This window comes from Limnohabitans sp. TEGF002, from assembly GCF_055395845.1.
This window is the reverse complement of record NZ_AP029224.1, coordinates 739,062-755,217: the sequence shown is the minus strand read 5'-3', so window position 1 is coordinate 755,217 and position 16,156 is coordinate 739,062. Positions and strand designations below refer to the sequence as shown.

Below are 16,156 nucleotides of genomic sequence, written 5' to 3'. Positions count from 1 at the left end.
GGCCGATCAAACGGCACGGGAGTACCCGGTCAAACCACAAATCGCCTGATGCCATGTGTCTGTCAGCGCAAGGCCAACATCGTGCCTCGGCACTTTTTGGTCCCACAGCGGCAGGCATAGCGGGCCTTCAGGTTTTCGCTCATGGGCTCGTCGCTGAACAGACCATAGTCAAACGTCAGCTCTTCACCCTTGAACACGGGCCTGCGCGTCAAGATGAAGATGCGGCCCCGGTCCTCGTCGGGCACGCAATTGGGACGGCACGAGTGGTTGATCCATTTCGAGGCGTTACCGCCATACAGCGCATCAATCACCCGACCATCGTCCAGATGAAAGTAAAACGTGTGGTCAGGGTTGGCTGCGTCATGCGGGTGACGGCGGATCGCCTCGGACATGGTGATGACCTCGCCCACATATTCAATGACCCGCTCGCCTGCGGCCAGGTGACGCGTGGCGAACACGCCTTTGCCGTGCACGCGAGAGGTCAATACTTCGATGTCACTCAACGGTAACTGACTTCGCCAAATTGCGCGGCTTGTCCACATCCGTCCCCCGCGCACACGCCGTGTGGTAACTCAGCAGCTGCAGCGGCACCACATGCAAGATGGGTGAGAGCACGCCGTAGTGCTCAGGCATGCGAATCACGTTCACACCTTCGCTGCTCTCTATTTTTGTGTCGCCATCGGCCAGCACATAGAGCACGCCGCCACGGGCGCGGACTTCTTGCATATTGCTCTTGAGCTTTTCGAGCAGCTGGTCGTTGGGCGCGACGGTGACCACCGGCATGGCGCTGGTCACCAAGGCCAGCGGGCCGTGTTTCAGCTCGCCCGCAGCATAGGCTTCGGCGTGGATGTAGGTGATCTCTTTGAGCTTGAGCGCGCCTTCGAGGGCGATGGGGTAATGCGTGCCCCTGCCCAAGAACAGGGCGTTTTCTTTGCTGGCAAATTCCTGTGACCAGGCGATGATTTGCGGCTCCAGCGCCAGCACGGCTTGCAGCGCGGCGGGCAGGTGGCGCATGGCTTTGATGTGCGCGGCTTCTTCTTCGTCGCTGAGGCGCCCTTTGGTCTGCGCCAGCGCCAAGGTCAGTAAGAACAAGCCTGCCAACTGCGTGGTGAAGGCTTTGGTCGAGGCCACACCGATCTCGGCCCCGGCGCGGGTCACGTAAGCGTGTTTGCACTCACGCACCATGGCGCTGGTGGACACGTTGCAAATGGTGAGCGTGTGCACCATGCCCAAGCTTTGTGCGTGGCGCAGCGCGGCCAGGGTGTCGGCGGTTTCGCCGCTTTGGGTGATGGTAACGATCAGCGTGTTGGGGTTAGGCACCGATTCGCGGTAGCGGTATTCGCTGGCGATCTCGACCTGGCAGGGCACTTTGGCAATCGCTTCGATCCAGTACTTGGCCACGCAACCGCTGTAGTAGCTGGTGCCGCAAGCCAAGATCAACACGTTGTCGATGGCTTTGAAGGTGGAATAAGCGCCGTCGCCAAACAGCTCGGGCGTGATGCCCTCCACGCCTTCGAGCGTGTCGGCAATGGCGCGGGGCTGCTCGAAGATTTCCTTTTGCATGTAGTGGCGGTACGGCCCCAGTTCGGCCGCGCCGCTGTGGGCGTGCACGGTCTTCACGGCGCGGGTCACGGCCTTGTGATCGCGGTCCACCACCCAGTATTTGCCCAGCTGGATGTCGACCACGTCGCCCTCTTCCAGATAAACAATCTGGTCGGTCACGCCCGCCAATGCCATCGCGTCACTTGCCAAGAATGTTTCGCCCTGGCCCACGCCCAAAATAAGCGGTGAGCCCGCACGGGCACCGATCACGCGCTGTGGCTCGTCTTTGTGGAACACGGCAATCGCGTAAGCGCCGTGCAGCTGGGGGATGGCGGTTTTGACGGCTTCAAAAATGTCGCCGTCGTACACGCTGTCCACCAGGTGGGCGATGACTTCGGTGTCGGTCTGACTCAAAAACACATAGCCCTTGGCTTGCAGGGCAGCGCGCAATTCTTCGTGGTTTTCGATGATGCCGTTGTGCACCAGCGCCACTTTGCCTGGCTTGGCCTCGGCCGCACCCGTGCCGTGGCTGAAGTGCGGGTGCGCGTTGTGTACGGCGGGCGCGCCGTGCGTGGCCCAGCGGGTGTGGGCGATGCCGGTGCCGCCTTCGATGTGGTCGGCGGTGACTTGGTCCATGAGTTCTGCCACACGCGAGGTGCTGCGGGCGCGTTGCAAGCCACCCTTGCCCCCCAGACTGGCCGCGTGCACGGCCACGCCACACGAGTCATAGCCCCGGTATTCAAGCCGTTGCAGGCCTTGCACGAGGATGGGAACGATGTTGCGGGAAGAGACTGCGCCGACGATGCCACACATGTTGAAGCTCCAAAACAGGGAATATGCTGGATGCTAGAACGATCAGAAAGAAATTTCACATCAATTTATTGATTTAATTTAAAGAATAATTTCATAAATTCAATACATTGAAATTTAATTTCAATAAAATGATTTTTATGGAACCCAATGAACTCGATGCGATTGATCTGCAACTGCTCGACAGCCTGCAACGCGACGCCAGCTTGAGCAATGTGGCGCTGGCCGAAAAGGTCAACGTCTCACCCCCCACTTGCCTGCGCAGGGTCAAGCGCTTGGTTGAAGGCGGTTGGGTTGAGCGGCAGGTGGCCGTGCTCAGCACCGACCGCCTCGCCGCCACCTTGGGACACGGCCTGACAGCGATGGTCGAGGTGTCTCTGGACAAACAAGGCAGCGAACACCTGGACGCATTTGAAGTCCGGGCCGTGGCGCACGATGCGGTGCAGCAGTGCTGGCGTGTGTCGCCCGGGCCTGACTTCATGCTGGTGGTGCAAGCGCGCGACATGCCGCATTACCTGGCCATCAGCCAGACGCTTTTCACGCAAGACGCCAATGTGCGCAATGTGAAAGCGTTTTTTGCGACCAAGCGAGTCAAGTTCAGCACCACTTGGCCAGTGCTGAAGCCGCCTGCCGCTTAATGCACGGATCGCAGCCGTCGACGGGTCGGGCTTAGTGAGATTGCGCCCCTGCGCGCGAATGCATGTTCAGAGAAAGCGCCTGAAAAAAGAAGCGATCCATTCAACATTCGGCTGCAGGGGCAGCCTCCCACAAAAAATCGGTGAGGCTACAGCCCCACCCCATAGAACAGCTTCAGGCCTTCGGCTTTTTCACAGGCCGCGCCCAATTGGCGATGCTCACTTGTTTGCCCCGCGCCACGCTGAGCGAGCCGGGTTCGGTGCTCTTGGTGATGGTCGAGCCGCCGCCCACGGTGCCGCCCGCGCCAATCGTCACCGGGGCCACCAGCACGCAGTTGCTGCCGATGTGCACATCGGCTTCGATCACGGTGCGGTGTTTGTTGGCCCCGTCGTAGTTGGCGGTGATGGTGCCTGCGCCGTAGTTCACGCGCTCGCCCACGGTGGCATCGCCCAGATAGGCCAAGTGGTTGGCTTTGGCGCCTTTGGCCATCGTGGAGTTTTTCACCTCAACAAAGTTGCCGATGTGCACTTCAGAGCCCAGCTGCGCGCCGGGACGCAAGCGGGCAAACGGGCCTATCAAAGCGCCCTCGCCCACCGACACGCCGAGTTTTTCGCCGTCGATGTGGGTGAAGGGGTGAATGACCGCGTCTGCGGCGATGGTGCAGTTGGCCAGCACGCAGTTCGCGCCGATCCTCACACCCTCGCCCAAAGACACCTGGCCTTCAAAAATGCAGTTCACGTCGATCTCGACGTCTTGCGCGCAATCGAGCTGGCCACGCAGGTCAAAGCGAGCGGGGTCTTTCAGGCGCACCCCTTGCTCCATGAATCTGTGGGCTTGGCGCAGTTGGTGGGCGCGTTCCAGTTCGGCCAATTGCACTGGGCTGTTGATGCCCGCCACTTGCAGCGGATCAGAGATTTTGTGGGCCACCACAGGCACGCCGTCGGCCACGGCGAACTTGACCACGTCGGTCAGGTAGTACTCGCCTTGGGCGTTCTGGTTGTCCAGCCGGGCCAGCCAGGCTTTGAGCAGGCGGGCTGGCACGGCCATGATGCCGCTGTACACCTCTTGAATCTGGCGCTGCGCGTCGCTGGCGTCTTTGTGCTCGACGATGGCCTTGACGGCATCGCCATCGCGAACGATGCGGCCATAACCCGTGGGGTCGGCAAAGTCGATGGTGAGCAGTGCCAGCTTGTCTCCGCCGCATTGCGCGATCAGCGCCTGCAGGGTGTCGGCCTGGGTCAGCGGCACATCGCCCGAGAGGATCACCACCACACCATCATCGGCCAGCGCAGGCACGGCCTGCTGCACGGCGTGGCCTGTGCCCAGCTGTGGCTCTTGGCGCACGCATTGCACCGCCAGTGCTTGGCCTGGGGCCAGCAGTAACGGCTCGACCTGGTCAGCGCCGTGGCCGGTGATGACCACCGCCGAGCGAGCGTTGAGCTGCGCTGCTGTGTTGAGCACATGCTGCACCAGCGGCACCCCGGCCAAGCGCTGCAAGACTTTGGGCAGACGGCTTTTCATGCGGGTGCCTTTGCCAGCGGCCATCACGACGACATCGACAGGAAATGGGGTGTTTGCACTCATGGATTTCTTTCAAAAGCAGGGCCGAGCTCAGGGCGCGGCGCACTCGGGGATTATCGCCAGACTGACGCCCCTCATTGCCACTTGAACCCGTTCAAGTCTCGGGTTTGGTATTGGGTGGACAATGTCTGTGGGTATTGGCCGCCCAAGCCGATACAAACCCCCTACCTTTCGGAGTTTTGCATGCGATCACCTTTATGGCTGGCACCCCTCTTTGCGGTGGCCTGCTTTCTGGCGGCTTGCGGGGGCGGCGGGGGTGGCGGGTCGCCTACCAGCGACGCACCGAGCAAGCCGTCCGGCACTGCCAGCACCACATGCGATTCCAGCACTTTATGGGCCGCCAATCCAGCGGCATCGGGCACACGCATACCGGATAACAGCACAAGTGGCATCTCAGTGAATTGGGACAATCAAAATTGCAACTTGAAATCCGTCTCAGTTGCCACACTCGAAATCTGCTTGAACCACCCACGCCCTTCGGACCTCGTGTGGACCATCACACCGCCTTCAGGCAACCCGCTGACCGTGACCGCACCTGCCGACTGGAACGGGACAGGAACGGCCTGTGATTCCGGACAAGGCAAGCTCCAACGCATCGACCTGTTGCCAACGGTTCAATCCACCGTCAAAACCATCGGTCAATGGACACTCAGCGTCAGCGACCAAAATGCAGGCGATTCAGGAACATTGATTCAATGGCGGATAGTTGTTCAAGGGCTCAACTGATGCGCACATTCTTGATCTGCCTCTCGCTGCTTCTTTTGCAAGGCTGCAGCGCCATCAAGCTGGGCTACCAACAACTGCCTACGCTGTCGTATTGGTGGCTGGACAGCGCCATCTCCTTCAACAGCGAACAATCCTTGCGCGCCAAAGAGACGCTGGAGCAACTGCACCAATGGCACCGCCGCGAAGAGTTGAGCGGTTACGCCGACTTTTTGCAGCGATCGGCTCAGTGGAGCCAAGGCACCGTGGAAAACACCCAGGTGTGCAGCGCCTTGACCGAAGTGCAAACCCGGCTCGACCGATTGATGCGCGAGGCGGTGCGCCAAGCTGCCCCGGTGGCCATGATGATGGGGCCGCGCCAGCTCAGCCACATGGCACGCCAGTGGGAAAGCAAGAACGAAGAGTGGGAAAAAGACTGGCTGCGCGGCGATGAACAGGCACGCATGGAGCGGCGGGTGGAACGGGTCGTGAACCGTTACAAGGATTTTTACGGTGGACTCAATGCTGAACAAAACGCCTTGATCAAAGCCCAACTGGCACAGTCACAGTGGACCGCCGAGTGGGGCCGCCAAGACCGCCAACGACGACAAAAAGACCTGCTGGCCACGCTGCAACGGGTGTCACAAGGTCAGATGCCCGTGGCCCAGGTCGAGACCGAGTTGTGGAACGTTTGGCAGCGCTGGCTCAAACCACCAGACGCTGCAGGCGCGGCTTTGATGCAGGCCATGTCCCAGCAGGCCTGCAACAACCTGACCCAGCTGCACAACACCACCAGTCCTGAACAGCGTCAGCGTGCCGTACGCCGCATCCGCGCCTACGAACGCGACTTGCGCGACCTGATCCTGCCCTGAGGGGCATCCCGGGTTGGCCCCGGGTGCCCAAGCTCAGTCAGCTTTGCAGCGCTTTCCACATCTCCATGTCGCGCTCGGCCGTCCAGATGCGGGGGTTCTTGATGCCGCTGGCCTCGTCGTAGGCACGGGTCACGTCAAACGGCAGGCAGTGCTCATAAATGAACACATGGCCAAAGACCGGGTCCATGCTTTGGCGGGTGTGGGCCATGGCGGCTTTGAGGTCCATCTTGGCGGCCACAGCCTCTTTGCCTGCTTTGTAGAGGGTCTCGACCCAGCGCTTGGTGTAGTCCAGCGCCTTGTTGACGTTGGCGTTGCCCTTCATGGCTTCGCCGCGGCCAGGCACGATGAATTCGGCATTCAGGGCGCGCAGGGCTTCGAGCGTGGCGGGCCACTCTTCGAGCTGAGCGTCACCGGTGTAGACACCTGCTTCGTATTCGACCAAGTCGCCTGAGAACAGCACTTTTTCTTCGTCGACCCAGGCGATGGTGTCGCCACGGGTGTGGCCAGGGCCCGGATGCCAGATTTGCACGACCACACCGCCCAAGTTGATGCTGAGCTTGCCAGGCACTTCGCTCTTGGTCGGGTCGCCGCCGCCCACCACCATGGTCGGCCAGGTCAGGCCAGGCACGCTGTCTGCACCACGGAACAGGCGGGGGAAGCGCTCCATCTCGCTTTTCATGTCTTGCGCGCCGCGCTCTTTGATCAAGCCCAAAGTGCCTTCGCTGGCGATGATCTCGGTTGCGCCTTCGGCGGCATAGGCATATGCGCCCAACACACGCACCGCGTGGTAGTGGGTCAGCAGCACGTATTTGATGGGCAGGTCGCTGACGGTGCGGATCTTTTGGATCAGGTCCTGCGCCATGGCCGGTGTGGCCGTGGCGTCGCTCACCATGATGAAACGGTCACCAATGATCACCCCCGAGTTGGGGTCGCCTTCGGCGGTATAAGCCCAGCAGTGCTGGCTGAGTTGCTCAAAGGTGATCTTTTTTTCGCTCAGGTCGGCTTGGCTGGCGAAGGCCTTGGTTGGGGCCTGGGTCGATGGTGTGGACATGGAAATTTCTCCGGTCAATGAATGGCGTGGATTTTACCTAAACGAAATGCATTACGGATTGGTAAATTCTAGGACCATCAGCCCAAACCCTTTTCCAGCATCGCAATTACTTCTTCGGCAAAGGCCGCGTAGCTGATCGGGCCACCCGGACGCAGCCAGGTGAAAGTCCAGTTGATCATGCCCAGCAGCATCATGGTCAAGGCGGTCTGGTTGGTCGGGGTCAGGCGGTCGGGGTAAGCGCGTTTCATGAAACGCGTCATGGCCGCGACGATGTCGCGCTGGCGGTTGAGGATCAAATCTCTGGGCGAAATCTGAGCCGCGCCCAGAGCGGGGTCGGGCGCATCGCTCAAAAACTGTGTGTCGTTCAACAGCGCCGCGTGCCGGGTGGCCGAGGTTTCGTATTCCTGCAAAAACGCCCGCACCAACTCGTGCAGCGTGGCGCGCTCGTCCAGATTCTTGCGCTGCGCTGTCGCCTCCGTCTGCGCAATCAGCGCCAGCAAGCGCTGGGTGTGGCGGTCCAACAGGTCAAACAGAATCGCTTCTTTGCTCTCGTAATAGTGGTAAAGCCGCGCCTTGGAGGTGCCACACGCGGTGGCGATCTCGTTCATGCTGGCCGCAGGGTAACTGCGCTGGGCAAAGCATTGCGCCGCGATGTCGAGGATCGCATCGCGTTTGATGTCGTGGGTTGCTGATTTGGGTCGGGCCATGGCGGCATTCTGCCAGCCATGGCCCCACGCCATGCGCAAGCCTGCTTGTCAAACTGCGGGCCTGCAGGCTCAGACCGGAAAATCGCCTGCCTTGCGGCTGTGGGGCCTCTCAGCCCACCACCGAAGCCCAGCCAGCGCACCGCTGGCCAAACGGGCCGTAGCCCAGCCCACTTGCCACCAGGCCTGCAGCCACTGCCCCATCAACAGCGACAAGCTGGCCTGCTGGGAACCCTGCAGCACCATTTCAGGGGGCATTTCACGCCAATCAAAGTGCAAGGTGTCATGGGCATGACGGGCCTCCATCACCAAGCGGGCCCCGGCAGGCACGTCGATGATTTGCCCTGCCGTCAAAAAATGGTCGCCATCGGTACGGGCCCAATGCTCGATGGGTTTGTCCCAGGTGATCCATGCGCAACCTTGCACGATCAACAACTGGCTGTTTTTGTGGGGCAACAGACTCATGGCACGCTGAGGGGCCAAGCGCCAAGTGCCTGCCCGGCGGACAGCTTTGAGTTTTTGACAGTCTTGCAAAGAAGCACAAAGTTCGGGTTCGGACATTTCCATCTCCTGGTTTCCATCGGCACCGACAACCTCGTCGGTCACCCCATGGTGCATCCCAAAGTATTCAGCGTCCAATGCCAATTTTTACCTGCATTTATGCACCAAAAGCATTAATTAACGCGGGCACCCCCCGTATCATTCACCTCACCATGCCAACCCACTTAGCGCCCGCCGCCCGCACCCGCCCCATTTCCATGAGCCACGTGCGGGCGTTTGACGCGGTCGCCAGGCACCTGAACTTTCGGGTGGCCGCAGAAGAATTGGCGCTGACCCAAAGCGCCGTGAGCCGGCAAATTCAGGCGCTGGAGCACGAAGTGGGCACAGCGCTGTTTTTGCGGCACACACGCTCGGTGGAGCTGACCAGCGCGGGCAGTTTGCTGCACCGCTCGGCGGGCGCTTCACTGGAGCGGATTGACTCGGCGGTACGGCAAATCCGCCAAAGTACGGGTCGCAAAAGCGTGTCGATCACCACCTGGGCTTCGTTTGCCAGCATGTGGCTGATTCCCCGGCTGGAAGCGTTTCAGCGCGAGCACCCGGACATCGACATCCGCATCGACGCCACCGATGCGGCTGTGGACATGCACAATACCGATGTGGATCTGGCTTTACGCTACGCCAACCCCAACCACATCAGCGAATCCGCTGAACGCCTGTTTGGCGAACAGCTGACCTTGGTCGCCAGCCCCTGGCTTTTGAAATCACAGCCCATCCGCAACGTGGCCGATTTGATGCGCTGCACGCTGATTGAAGCGGGCGACGCCTACCGCACCCAACACATGAAATGGCTGAGCTGGCAGCGCTGGCTGGAGACCTTCAGCCCCCATGCCCACGGCAAAACAGCCGCCCCATCTCCGGCGCGCTGGCTGTATTTCAACTATGCCCACCAGATCGTGCAGGCAGCGCTCACCGGCCAAGGCGTGGCGCTGGCGCGTCAGCCGCTCGTGGCGGAAAGCCTGGCCAACGGTGACTTGGTGGAAGTGTTGCCAGAAATGCAGCTGAGTTCACCGCTGGCTTATTGGTTGCTGGTGGCGCCCCGCAGCAAGCTGCGGCCCGAAGTGAGCGCTTTTTGCGACTGGCTGCGCCAACAAGCACACAACACCCGCCTGGCCACGGGCGATGTGCCTGACCCGGAGACGCTGACCTCACCCGATTGAGGTCAATCGCCCAAAATCACCCAAGCCCACATCAAACGGGCCAGACCACGCCGTTGTCGTTCAGGATTGCATCCAGCGGCTCGTCGTGGTCTTCGGGCTCCAGATCGTCCAAAAACCCATGGGTGTAGCCCAAACCCACCGTGAACGGCTTGGGCTGTAAGGTGGCCAGCGTGCGGTCGTAAAAACCACCGCCGTAACCCAAGCGGTAGCCGCCAATGCCATAACCCACGCAGGGCACAAACAGCAAGGTGGGCACGATGACTTCAGTGTCTTTGGGTTTGGGGATGCCGTAGGCGTCTTCTTCCATCGCACAGCCGGGGTACCAGGTGTGAAACGTCAAGGTTTTGTGCAGCTTGTTGACCACCGGCAAGCCGATTTGGCGGCGCTGCGGCTCGCCGTTCAACTCACCATCTTCCTTCCAGCGGTGCAGCACCGGCAGCGGATCAAACTCGCCCTTGATGGGCCAGTACGCGCCAATCACGGTATCGGGACGGTCAAACAGCCAAATGCGCATGACGCGCTGCAAGGCTTCGGCCCGCGCCAAGCGGTCGGGCAGGTGCAACCTTTCTTCAATCAAGGCTTTTCTCAAGGCGCGTTTAGCTTCGGCTTTGTCCATAATCGACCCATGAAATTCACTCAGATTCTGACACTGCTTTGTGCCATGTCCGCAACAGGCCTTTGGAGCCCCCACGCACACGCCCAAGCTCAACCCGCCAACAAGGGCGACGAGCTCATCCTGGAGATGCACCAAGCCTTCAGAAAAGGCGATAAAAACCGATTATCTGCACTGCTGCCCCAAGCCCGTGGCCATGTGCTGGAGCCTTTGGCCGCTTATTGGGAAATGCGCGTGCGCTTGGACACCGCGCCCGAGACTGAAATTCGCGGTTTTTTGAACAGCTATGCAGGCAGCTACTACGAAGACCGCCTGCGCAACGACTGGTTGCTGCAGTTGGGCAAACGCCGCAACTGGGCGACTTTCACCGCCGAATACCCCCGTTACCGCATGCGCGATGACCGCGAATTGCGCTGTTATGCCTTGGCCACCGAGGCGATGAACAGCAAAGCCGACGTGGCCGAAGAAGCCAAGCGTCTTTGGTACAGCCTGCGTGAAGCCGATGACGGCTGCACCTACGTGGCCGACCACTTGCATTCGGGCAAACAGATCAACGGCCTCGATTTGTGGCGCAAAGCCCGCATCGCCATGGACGCAAACCGTCCAAGGGCGGCACAAGCGGCGGTGGACATCGAAGCACCCCGACTGTCCGAACAAGTGGCCCTGATCCACGCCGACCCGGCCAAATACCTGGACAAACACATCCTGGCCATCACCAAGAGCCGCAAAGAGTTGGCGGTGCTGGCCCTGATCCGTCTGGCCGCCAAAGACCCGGATGAAGCGGCCGATTTGCTGAACCGGCGCTGGGCGATCCAGCTGAGTCAGGAAGAGCGCAACTGGACATGGGGCGTGATCGGCAAGCAAGCCGCCCAAAAACTGCAAGACAACGCCGCCAGCCACTTTGCCAAAGTGCAAAAAGACAGTGATCTGAACGACGACCTGCTGAGTTGGAAGGTGCGCGCTGCACTGCGGCAGGGCCAATGGCGGCAGGTGCTGACCGCCACCCAGGCGATGAGCCCAGAATCGCAAAAAGACCCTGCCTGGGTTTATTGGCGTGCCCGCGCCCTGATGGCCACAGCGCAAGACACGGCCCAGCGACAAGAAGCACAAAGCCTGCTGCGCAGCATCGCCAGCGTGAAGGGTTTTTACGAACAACTGGCATTGGAAGATCTGGGTCAGCCCATCACCGTCCCCGAGCGCCCCATGGCGCTGACGCCCCAAGAGAAAGCCGCGGCCCTGATCAACCCCGGTCTGCAACGCGCCTTGTACGCCATCCAGATGGGTCTGCGCCCCGAGGGCAACCGAGAGTGGAACTACAGCACCAACCTGCACACGAGCGGCGGCATGAACGACCGCGAGTTGCTGGCTGCTGCCGAGCTGGCTTGTCAGCGCCAAGTGTGGGACCGTTGCATCAACACCAGCGAGCGCACCAAAGATGCCATCGACTTGGAGCAGCGCTTTCCGATGCCGCTGCGCGAGATCGTGGTGCGCCGCGCTGGCGAGATCAAACTCGATCCGGCTTATGTCTACGGCCTGATCCGCCAGGAAAGCCGCTTCGTCATGGACGCACGCTCACATGTGGGTGCGTCGGGCCTGATGCAGGTCATGCCCGCCACCGCGAAATGGACCGCCAAAAAGATAGGCCTCACCAACTTCACGCCGGACCAGATCACCGACCGTGAGGTGAACGTGGCCATAGGCACGGGTTATTTGAAACTGGTGCTGGACGACTTCGAGGGCTCGATGCCTTTGGCCACAGCGGCCTACAACGCCGGGCCGGGTCGATCGCGCAACTGGCGCAACGGCCCGGTGCTGGAAGCCGCGATCTGGGTCGAAAACATCCCGTTTCAGGAGACGCGCGATTACGTGAAGAAAGTGCTGTACAACACCACCAACTACGCCGCCATCCTGACGCGCCAGCCGCAGTCTCTCAAAGCGCGCTTGGGCAACGTGGGTCCCCGCAATTCACCCCTGGCCGAGGTGAACAAAGATTTACCTTGAGTCAGGCCCACCCCTGTTTTCAGGCCACCGGGCCCAGGAGTGCATCCAAATTGGCCTGGATTTTTTCTTCGATCTTGCCGCTGTAAGCCCCCAGCAGAAAGCCCAGCTTGATCTGCAGGTCAAAACGGGACGCCGTCACCGTCAGCTCGCCATTGACCCCACTGCGCTCAAATCGCATGCGGTCCAAGGTCTCTCCAGGCTCTGACGCGCAGGTCATGCCCCAGTCTTTTTCGGCCTGCTCGCGCCAGCGTTGGGCCACCATGCGCGCGCCGTCCAGGCCCAAGGTGTGTTCACGTTCAATTTTCAATTCAGGCATGGGGTTCTTTCGAAGTGACTCCGGCGGCGATGGTGGCCGCGAACTCGGCATCGGCAGCCACCTCCACCAGGCAGTCGTAAAACACGGGCGCACGGCCCAAATCGGTCAGGTGCTGGCTGGTCAGCTCGTTCACATTGGTACCGTTCAGGCCCAGCTTGCGCCACCAAATGCCCAAGCCATGGACCACGCCGGCTCGCGCACGCTGATTTAGCCGCGCTTTGCAGTGGTAGGTGCCCCGGTCGTTGAACACACGCACCACCGCACCGTCGGCGATGCCCCGCGCTGTCGCATCTTGCGGGTGCATCTCCAACACGGGCTCGGCTTCGATGTCGCGCAGGCTTTGCACGTTGACGAAGGTGGAGTTGAGAAAGTTGCGCGCAGGCGGTGAGATCATGGCCAACGGGTAACGGGCATCGCTGCCAGCCGCTTCGTAATTGGGCAGGTGGTCGGGCAGGCCATCCAGGCCCTGATCGGCCAAGCGTTGGCTGAAAAACTCGCACTTGCTCGAGGGCGATGGAAAGCCGCCTTGCGCAAAAGGCGCATCGGGCACGGGCAAAGAAACAAAGCCATGCGCCAGCAGCTGCTCGAAGTCTTTTTCATCGCCGATGGCGCTGCGGCAAAGACTTTCGTCGCTCTCGGCAAAACACGGGGCGTCAAACCCAATGCGCTGGGCCAACGCACGGAAGATGTCGGTATTGGTGCGTGCACCGCCCACAGGGGCAATGGCGGGGCGGTTCAGCAGCACGTCGGTGTGGCCGTAACTGGTGTGGATGTCCCAGTGCTCCAGCTGCGTGGTGGCGGGCAGGATGTAGTCGGCGTAGTCGGCCGTGTCGGTCTGAAAATGCTCCAACACCACGGTGAACAGGTCTTCGCGCGCAAAGCCTTGCACCACCTTGCCCGATTCGGGGGCCACGGCCACCGGGTTGCTGTTGTAAACGATCAAAGCCTCAATCTGCGGGCCGAATGCGGGGGACGCCGGGCGCAACAAATCGTCACCAATCGTGCTCATGTTGATCGTGCGCGGACGCCGTTCGCCCAGCAAGTCGGGCCTTTGCAAAGCCGCGCGCCGCACCGGGAAATGCCCCGAACTGCTGAGCAGCAAGCCGCCAGCCCGGTGCCGCCAGGCCCCAGTGAGCGCAGGCAAGCAAGCGATCGCCCGCACCGCGTTGCCCCCCCCGCGCACGCGCTGCATGCCGTAGTTCAGGCGGATGGCAGCGGGCTGGGTGGTGCCCCAGTCGCGGGCCAGCTGACGGATTTGTTCAACCGGCAAGCCGCACACTTCTGCTGCGCGCTCCGGCGTCCACTGCAAGGCCCGCGCTTTCAGGGCGTCCCAGCCCAGGGTGTAGCGTTCGATGTAGTCTTGGTCGAGCCAGCCATGCACGATCAGCTCGTGCATGAGGGCCAGCGCCAATGCAGCGTCGGTGCCGGGGCGCAGGGCGATGTGTTCGTGGCATTTTTCGGCCGTTTCGCTGCGCCGGGGGTCGATGCAGACCAGCTTGGCCCCGTTGCGCTTGGCCTCTTGCGCGAGGCGCCAAAAATGCAGATTGCTGCCAATCGAGTTGCTGCCCCAGATGACGATGAGCTTGGATTCGGCAAAAAACTCGACCTTCATGCCGACCTTGTTGCCCAGAGTCTGGGTCAGGGCTTCGGCCCCGGCCGAGGCGCAAATCGTGCGGTCCAGCAGCGATGCACCCAGCTGGTGAAAAAACCGCGCTGCAATCGACTCGCTTTGCACCAAGCCCATGGTGCCCGCATAGCTGTAGGGCAAGATGGCTTGCGGGTCGCGGGCCGCAATGGCTTGCAGCCGTTGGGCGATGTCCGCCAGCGCCTCGTCCCAGCTGATCGGCACAAAGTGACCCGCACCCTTGGGGCCGATGCGCTTCAGGGGCTGCAAAAGGCGGTCTGGGTGGTAGGTTCGTTCGGTGTAGCGCGACACCTTGGTGCACAGCACGCCGTCGGTCTGGGGGTGCATCGGGTTGCCTTGCACTTTGGTGGCGCGGCCGTTCTCCACTGTGGTCAGCAAGGCGCAGGTGTCGGGGCAATCGTGCGGGCAAGCGCCGCGCACCACGTGGGCGGAGGTGTCGTTCATGGGTCGCGTCCTGTCAAAAGTCGATTGTCGTACTGCGTGTCAGCGAGGCACAGGGCGTTGCCCAGCCACACACTGGCCTACCACCGCGTCGCCGCGTTGCCAGCAAGGGCTGGCCGCACGGTCATCGCGCTCGGGCACGCCGTCCATGCGGATTTGGGCCACCCGGGTGTCGAGCAGGCGCACGCCTTGTTTGTCCAGCACCAGACGCAACACCCAACCACGGCGCTGGTTGGCGTTGTCGGTTTCTTTCATCACGAAATTGCCCACACTGTAAATGACGGGTTTGCCCTCGATGTGTTCGATGTCTTGCGTCACATGCGGGTGCCCTCCGATCACGGCATCGGCCCCTGCAGCCACCATCAAGCGGGCCAGTTGGCGCTGACGGCGGTTGGCCACCAATTCGTTCTCCCAGCCCCAATGCATGATGGGAATCACCAGGTCGGCGCGATGCACCTGGCGGGCACGGCGGATGTCGTCCACCACTTGTTCGTCTTCGCTCCAGGCCACCCCGGGCGCATTGTGGTCCGCTTCAAAACTGCGGGGCATGAATTCGTTGTAACCCAAGAATGCAATGCGCAGCCCGTTGCGCTCCACCACCCACGGCTCATGAGCCTCCGATAAATGGCGACCACCACCCAGCTTGCCCAAACCTGCTTGCTGGAGCAAACCGAGCATTTCGGCAAATGCCTCGCGGCCAAAATCGCCCGAATGGTTGTTGGCCAAGGCCACCGCATCAAAATGCTTCTTCACCACCGGCAAAACCCGCGGATGCGCCCGGAAGGTGAAGTTTTTGTCCCCCGCGCTCCCGGTGGTGGCCACCACGCACTCCAAATTGGCGATGCGGATATCGGCAGCGGCCAACACCGCAGCAAAATCAGTAAAAGGATCGCCACCGCCCGCAATCAAGGCACCCGGGGCGTCATCGAGTACTGTGTCACCGGCAAACACCAAGGTGACCTGCTTGTCACCGGCAGCGGCCCCTTGTGCACACGCCAACGCCCAACAACCCAAGGCTGCACAAAACAAGAGCAACTTTTTCATGGCGCCAAACCCTCCAGCGTGCAGCTGTAAATCAATTCCCGCTCCAAAGGCCCTGCATACAAATGCTGCTGACCCGTGATGGGCCAGGGCTGCGCACTGCGGGGGTAAGGCGGCAAATATTTGGCCTGATGGATCAACACTGGGTTGGGGGTAGCGTCTTGGTAGGCATACAGCAAGATGCGGCTCACATGCCCCGCATCTCCCACCATGACCGCTTTGAATCCAAAACGCCCACCAATGTCTACCGAAGGCACGGGATATGGATCGGCGACCGGACGGGCCAGCACGGTGTGCGTGCTTCCAGCGTAAGTGACTTGGCAGGTCAACAGCGGGGCGGCTGTGGCCAAGCCGCAAAAAAAGAAGGCTCCCAGGGCACTTGCCACTGAACGCCAAGGCTTATGGATGAAGAAATGACACATACAAACAGAGATGGGATCTGTGCACGATTTTGCACCTTGTCTCGGGCACACAGGCGACAGT

Annotated in this window: 16 protein-coding genes; 5 read left to right on the top strand and 11 right to left on the bottom strand. The window is 61.1% G+C overall.

What is annotated here, in order from left to right:
• Positions 1 to 62: 62 nt before the first annotated feature.
• Positions 63 to 503 carry an SET domain-containing protein gene (locus ACZ5SR_RS03850; protein ID WP_464450258.1) on the bottom strand — a complete coding sequence of 147 codons (441 nt, stop codon included), beginning with the start codon at positions 501 to 503 and terminating at the stop codon, positions 63 to 65.
• Positions 496 to 2,355, bottom strand: a complete 1,860-nt coding sequence (glmS, locus tag ACZ5SR_RS03845) for a glutamine--fructose-6-phosphate transaminase (isomerizing) (RefSeq protein WP_464450257.1) — start codon at positions 2,353 to 2,355, stop codon at positions 496 to 498. Before glmS ends, ACZ5SR_RS03850 begins: the two co-directional genes overlap by 8 nt.
• A 137-nt stretch (positions 2,356 to 2,492) precedes the next feature.
• On the opposite strand from glmS, the gene ACZ5SR_RS03840 reads away from it, so the two are divergent.
• The gene (locus tag ACZ5SR_RS03840; protein ID WP_464450256.1) at positions 2,493 to 2,990 is read left to right on the top strand and encodes an Lrp/AsnC family transcriptional regulator; all 498 of its coding nucleotides are present in this window, start codon (positions 2,493 to 2,495) and stop codon (positions 2,988 to 2,990) included.
• A 172-nt stretch (positions 2,991 to 3,162) separates the two neighbouring features.
• Here ACZ5SR_RS03840 and glmU read toward each other — a convergent pair whose 3' ends face one another.
• The gene (glmU, locus tag ACZ5SR_RS03835; RefSeq protein WP_464450255.1) at positions 3,163 to 4,572 is read right to left on the bottom strand and encodes a bifunctional UDP-N-acetylglucosamine diphosphorylase/glucosamine-1-phosphate N-acetyltransferase GlmU; all 1,410 of its coding nucleotides are present in this window, start codon (positions 4,570 to 4,572) and stop codon (positions 3,163 to 3,165) included.
• 180 nt (positions 4,573 to 4,752) lie between these two features.
• On the opposite strand from glmU, the gene ACZ5SR_RS03830 reads away from it, so the two are divergent.
• Positions 4,753 to 5,295 carry a proprotein convertase P-domain-containing protein gene (locus tag ACZ5SR_RS03830; protein WP_464450254.1) on the top strand — a complete coding sequence of 181 codons (543 nt, stop codon included), beginning with the start codon at positions 4,753 to 4,755 and terminating at the stop codon, positions 5,293 to 5,295.
• On the top strand, positions 5,295 to 6,143 hold the full coding sequence (locus ACZ5SR_RS03825) for a DUF6279 family lipoprotein (protein ID WP_464450253.1): 849 nt from the start codon (positions 5,295 to 5,297) through the stop codon (positions 6,141 to 6,143). Before ACZ5SR_RS03830 ends, ACZ5SR_RS03825 begins: the two co-directional genes overlap by 1 nt.
• 37 nt (positions 6,144 to 6,180) lie before the next feature.
• Here the strand turns inward: ACZ5SR_RS03825 and ACZ5SR_RS03820 are convergent, their stop codons facing one another.
• The 3 genes from ACZ5SR_RS03820 to ACZ5SR_RS03810 all read right to left on the bottom strand — a co-directional run bounded on the left by ACZ5SR_RS03820 (position 6,181) and on the right by ACZ5SR_RS03810 (position 8,459).
• Positions 6,181 to 7,194, bottom strand: a complete 1,014-nt coding sequence (locus ACZ5SR_RS03820; protein ID WP_464450252.1) for an MBL fold metallo-hydrolase — start codon at positions 7,192 to 7,194, stop codon at positions 6,181 to 6,183.
• 77 nt (positions 7,195 to 7,271) lie between these two features.
• Entirely contained in the window at positions 7,272 to 7,901 is a 630-nt protein-coding gene (locus tag ACZ5SR_RS03815; RefSeq protein ID WP_464450251.1) for a TetR/AcrR family transcriptional regulator, read from the bottom strand.
• A gap of 69 nt (positions 7,902 to 7,970) precedes the next feature.
• A complete protein-coding gene (locus ACZ5SR_RS03810) occupies positions 7,971 to 8,459 on the bottom strand; it encodes a DUF2917 domain-containing protein (RefSeq protein ID WP_464450250.1) in 489 nt (162 codons plus the stop codon).
• Between the two features lie 152 nt (positions 8,460 to 8,611).
• Between ACZ5SR_RS03810 and ACZ5SR_RS03805 the strand changes: the two genes are divergently transcribed.
• Positions 8,612 to 9,616, top strand: coding sequence for a LysR substrate-binding domain-containing protein (locus ACZ5SR_RS03805; protein ID WP_464450249.1), 1,005 nt, complete (start codon positions 8,612 to 8,614; stop codon positions 9,614 to 9,616).
• A 31-nt stretch (positions 9,617 to 9,647) separates the two neighbouring features.
• Here ACZ5SR_RS03805 and ACZ5SR_RS03800 read toward each other — a convergent pair whose 3' ends face one another.
• Entirely contained in the window at positions 9,648 to 10,232 is a 585-nt protein-coding gene (locus tag ACZ5SR_RS03800; RefSeq protein WP_464450248.1) for a 5-formyltetrahydrofolate cyclo-ligase, read from the bottom strand.
• 9 nt (positions 10,233 to 10,241) lie between these two features.
• Here ACZ5SR_RS03800 and ACZ5SR_RS03795 point away from each other — a divergent pair, with 9 nt between their 5' ends.
• On the top strand, positions 10,242 to 12,230 hold the full coding sequence (locus tag ACZ5SR_RS03795) for a lytic transglycosylase domain-containing protein (RefSeq protein WP_464450247.1): 1,989 nt from the start codon (positions 10,242 to 10,244) through the stop codon (positions 12,228 to 12,230).
• A gap of 19 nt (positions 12,231 to 12,249) precedes the next feature.
• On the opposite strand, the gene ACZ5SR_RS03790 is transcribed toward ACZ5SR_RS03795, so the two are convergent.
• Genes ACZ5SR_RS03790 through ACZ5SR_RS03775 form a run of 4 tightly spaced genes read right to left on the bottom strand, consistent with a single transcriptional unit; the run spans position 12,250 to position 16,023 of the window.
• Positions 12,250 to 12,546 carry a polyhydroxyalkanoic acid system family protein gene (locus tag ACZ5SR_RS03790; protein ID WP_464450246.1) on the bottom strand — a complete coding sequence of 99 codons (297 nt, stop codon included), beginning with the start codon at positions 12,544 to 12,546 and terminating at the stop codon, positions 12,250 to 12,252.
• On the bottom strand, positions 12,539 to 14,635 hold the full coding sequence (locus ACZ5SR_RS03785) for a molybdopterin-containing oxidoreductase family protein (protein WP_464450245.1): 2,097 nt from the start codon (positions 14,633 to 14,635) through the stop codon (positions 12,539 to 12,541). Before ACZ5SR_RS03785 ends, ACZ5SR_RS03790 begins: the two co-directional genes overlap by 8 nt.
• A gap of 39 nt (positions 14,636 to 14,674) precedes the next feature.
• Positions 14,675 to 15,676 carry a CapA family protein gene (locus ACZ5SR_RS03780; RefSeq protein WP_464450244.1) on the bottom strand — a complete coding sequence of 334 codons (1,002 nt, stop codon included), beginning with the start codon at positions 15,674 to 15,676 and terminating at the stop codon, positions 14,675 to 14,677.
• Positions 15,673 to 16,023 (bottom strand): hypothetical protein, encoded by a 351-nt coding sequence (locus ACZ5SR_RS03775; RefSeq protein ID WP_464450243.1) that lies wholly within the window; start codon positions 16,021 to 16,023, stop codon positions 15,673 to 15,675. Before ACZ5SR_RS03775 ends, ACZ5SR_RS03780 begins: the two co-directional genes overlap by 4 nt.
• Positions 16,024 to 16,156 lie beyond the last annotated feature (133 nt).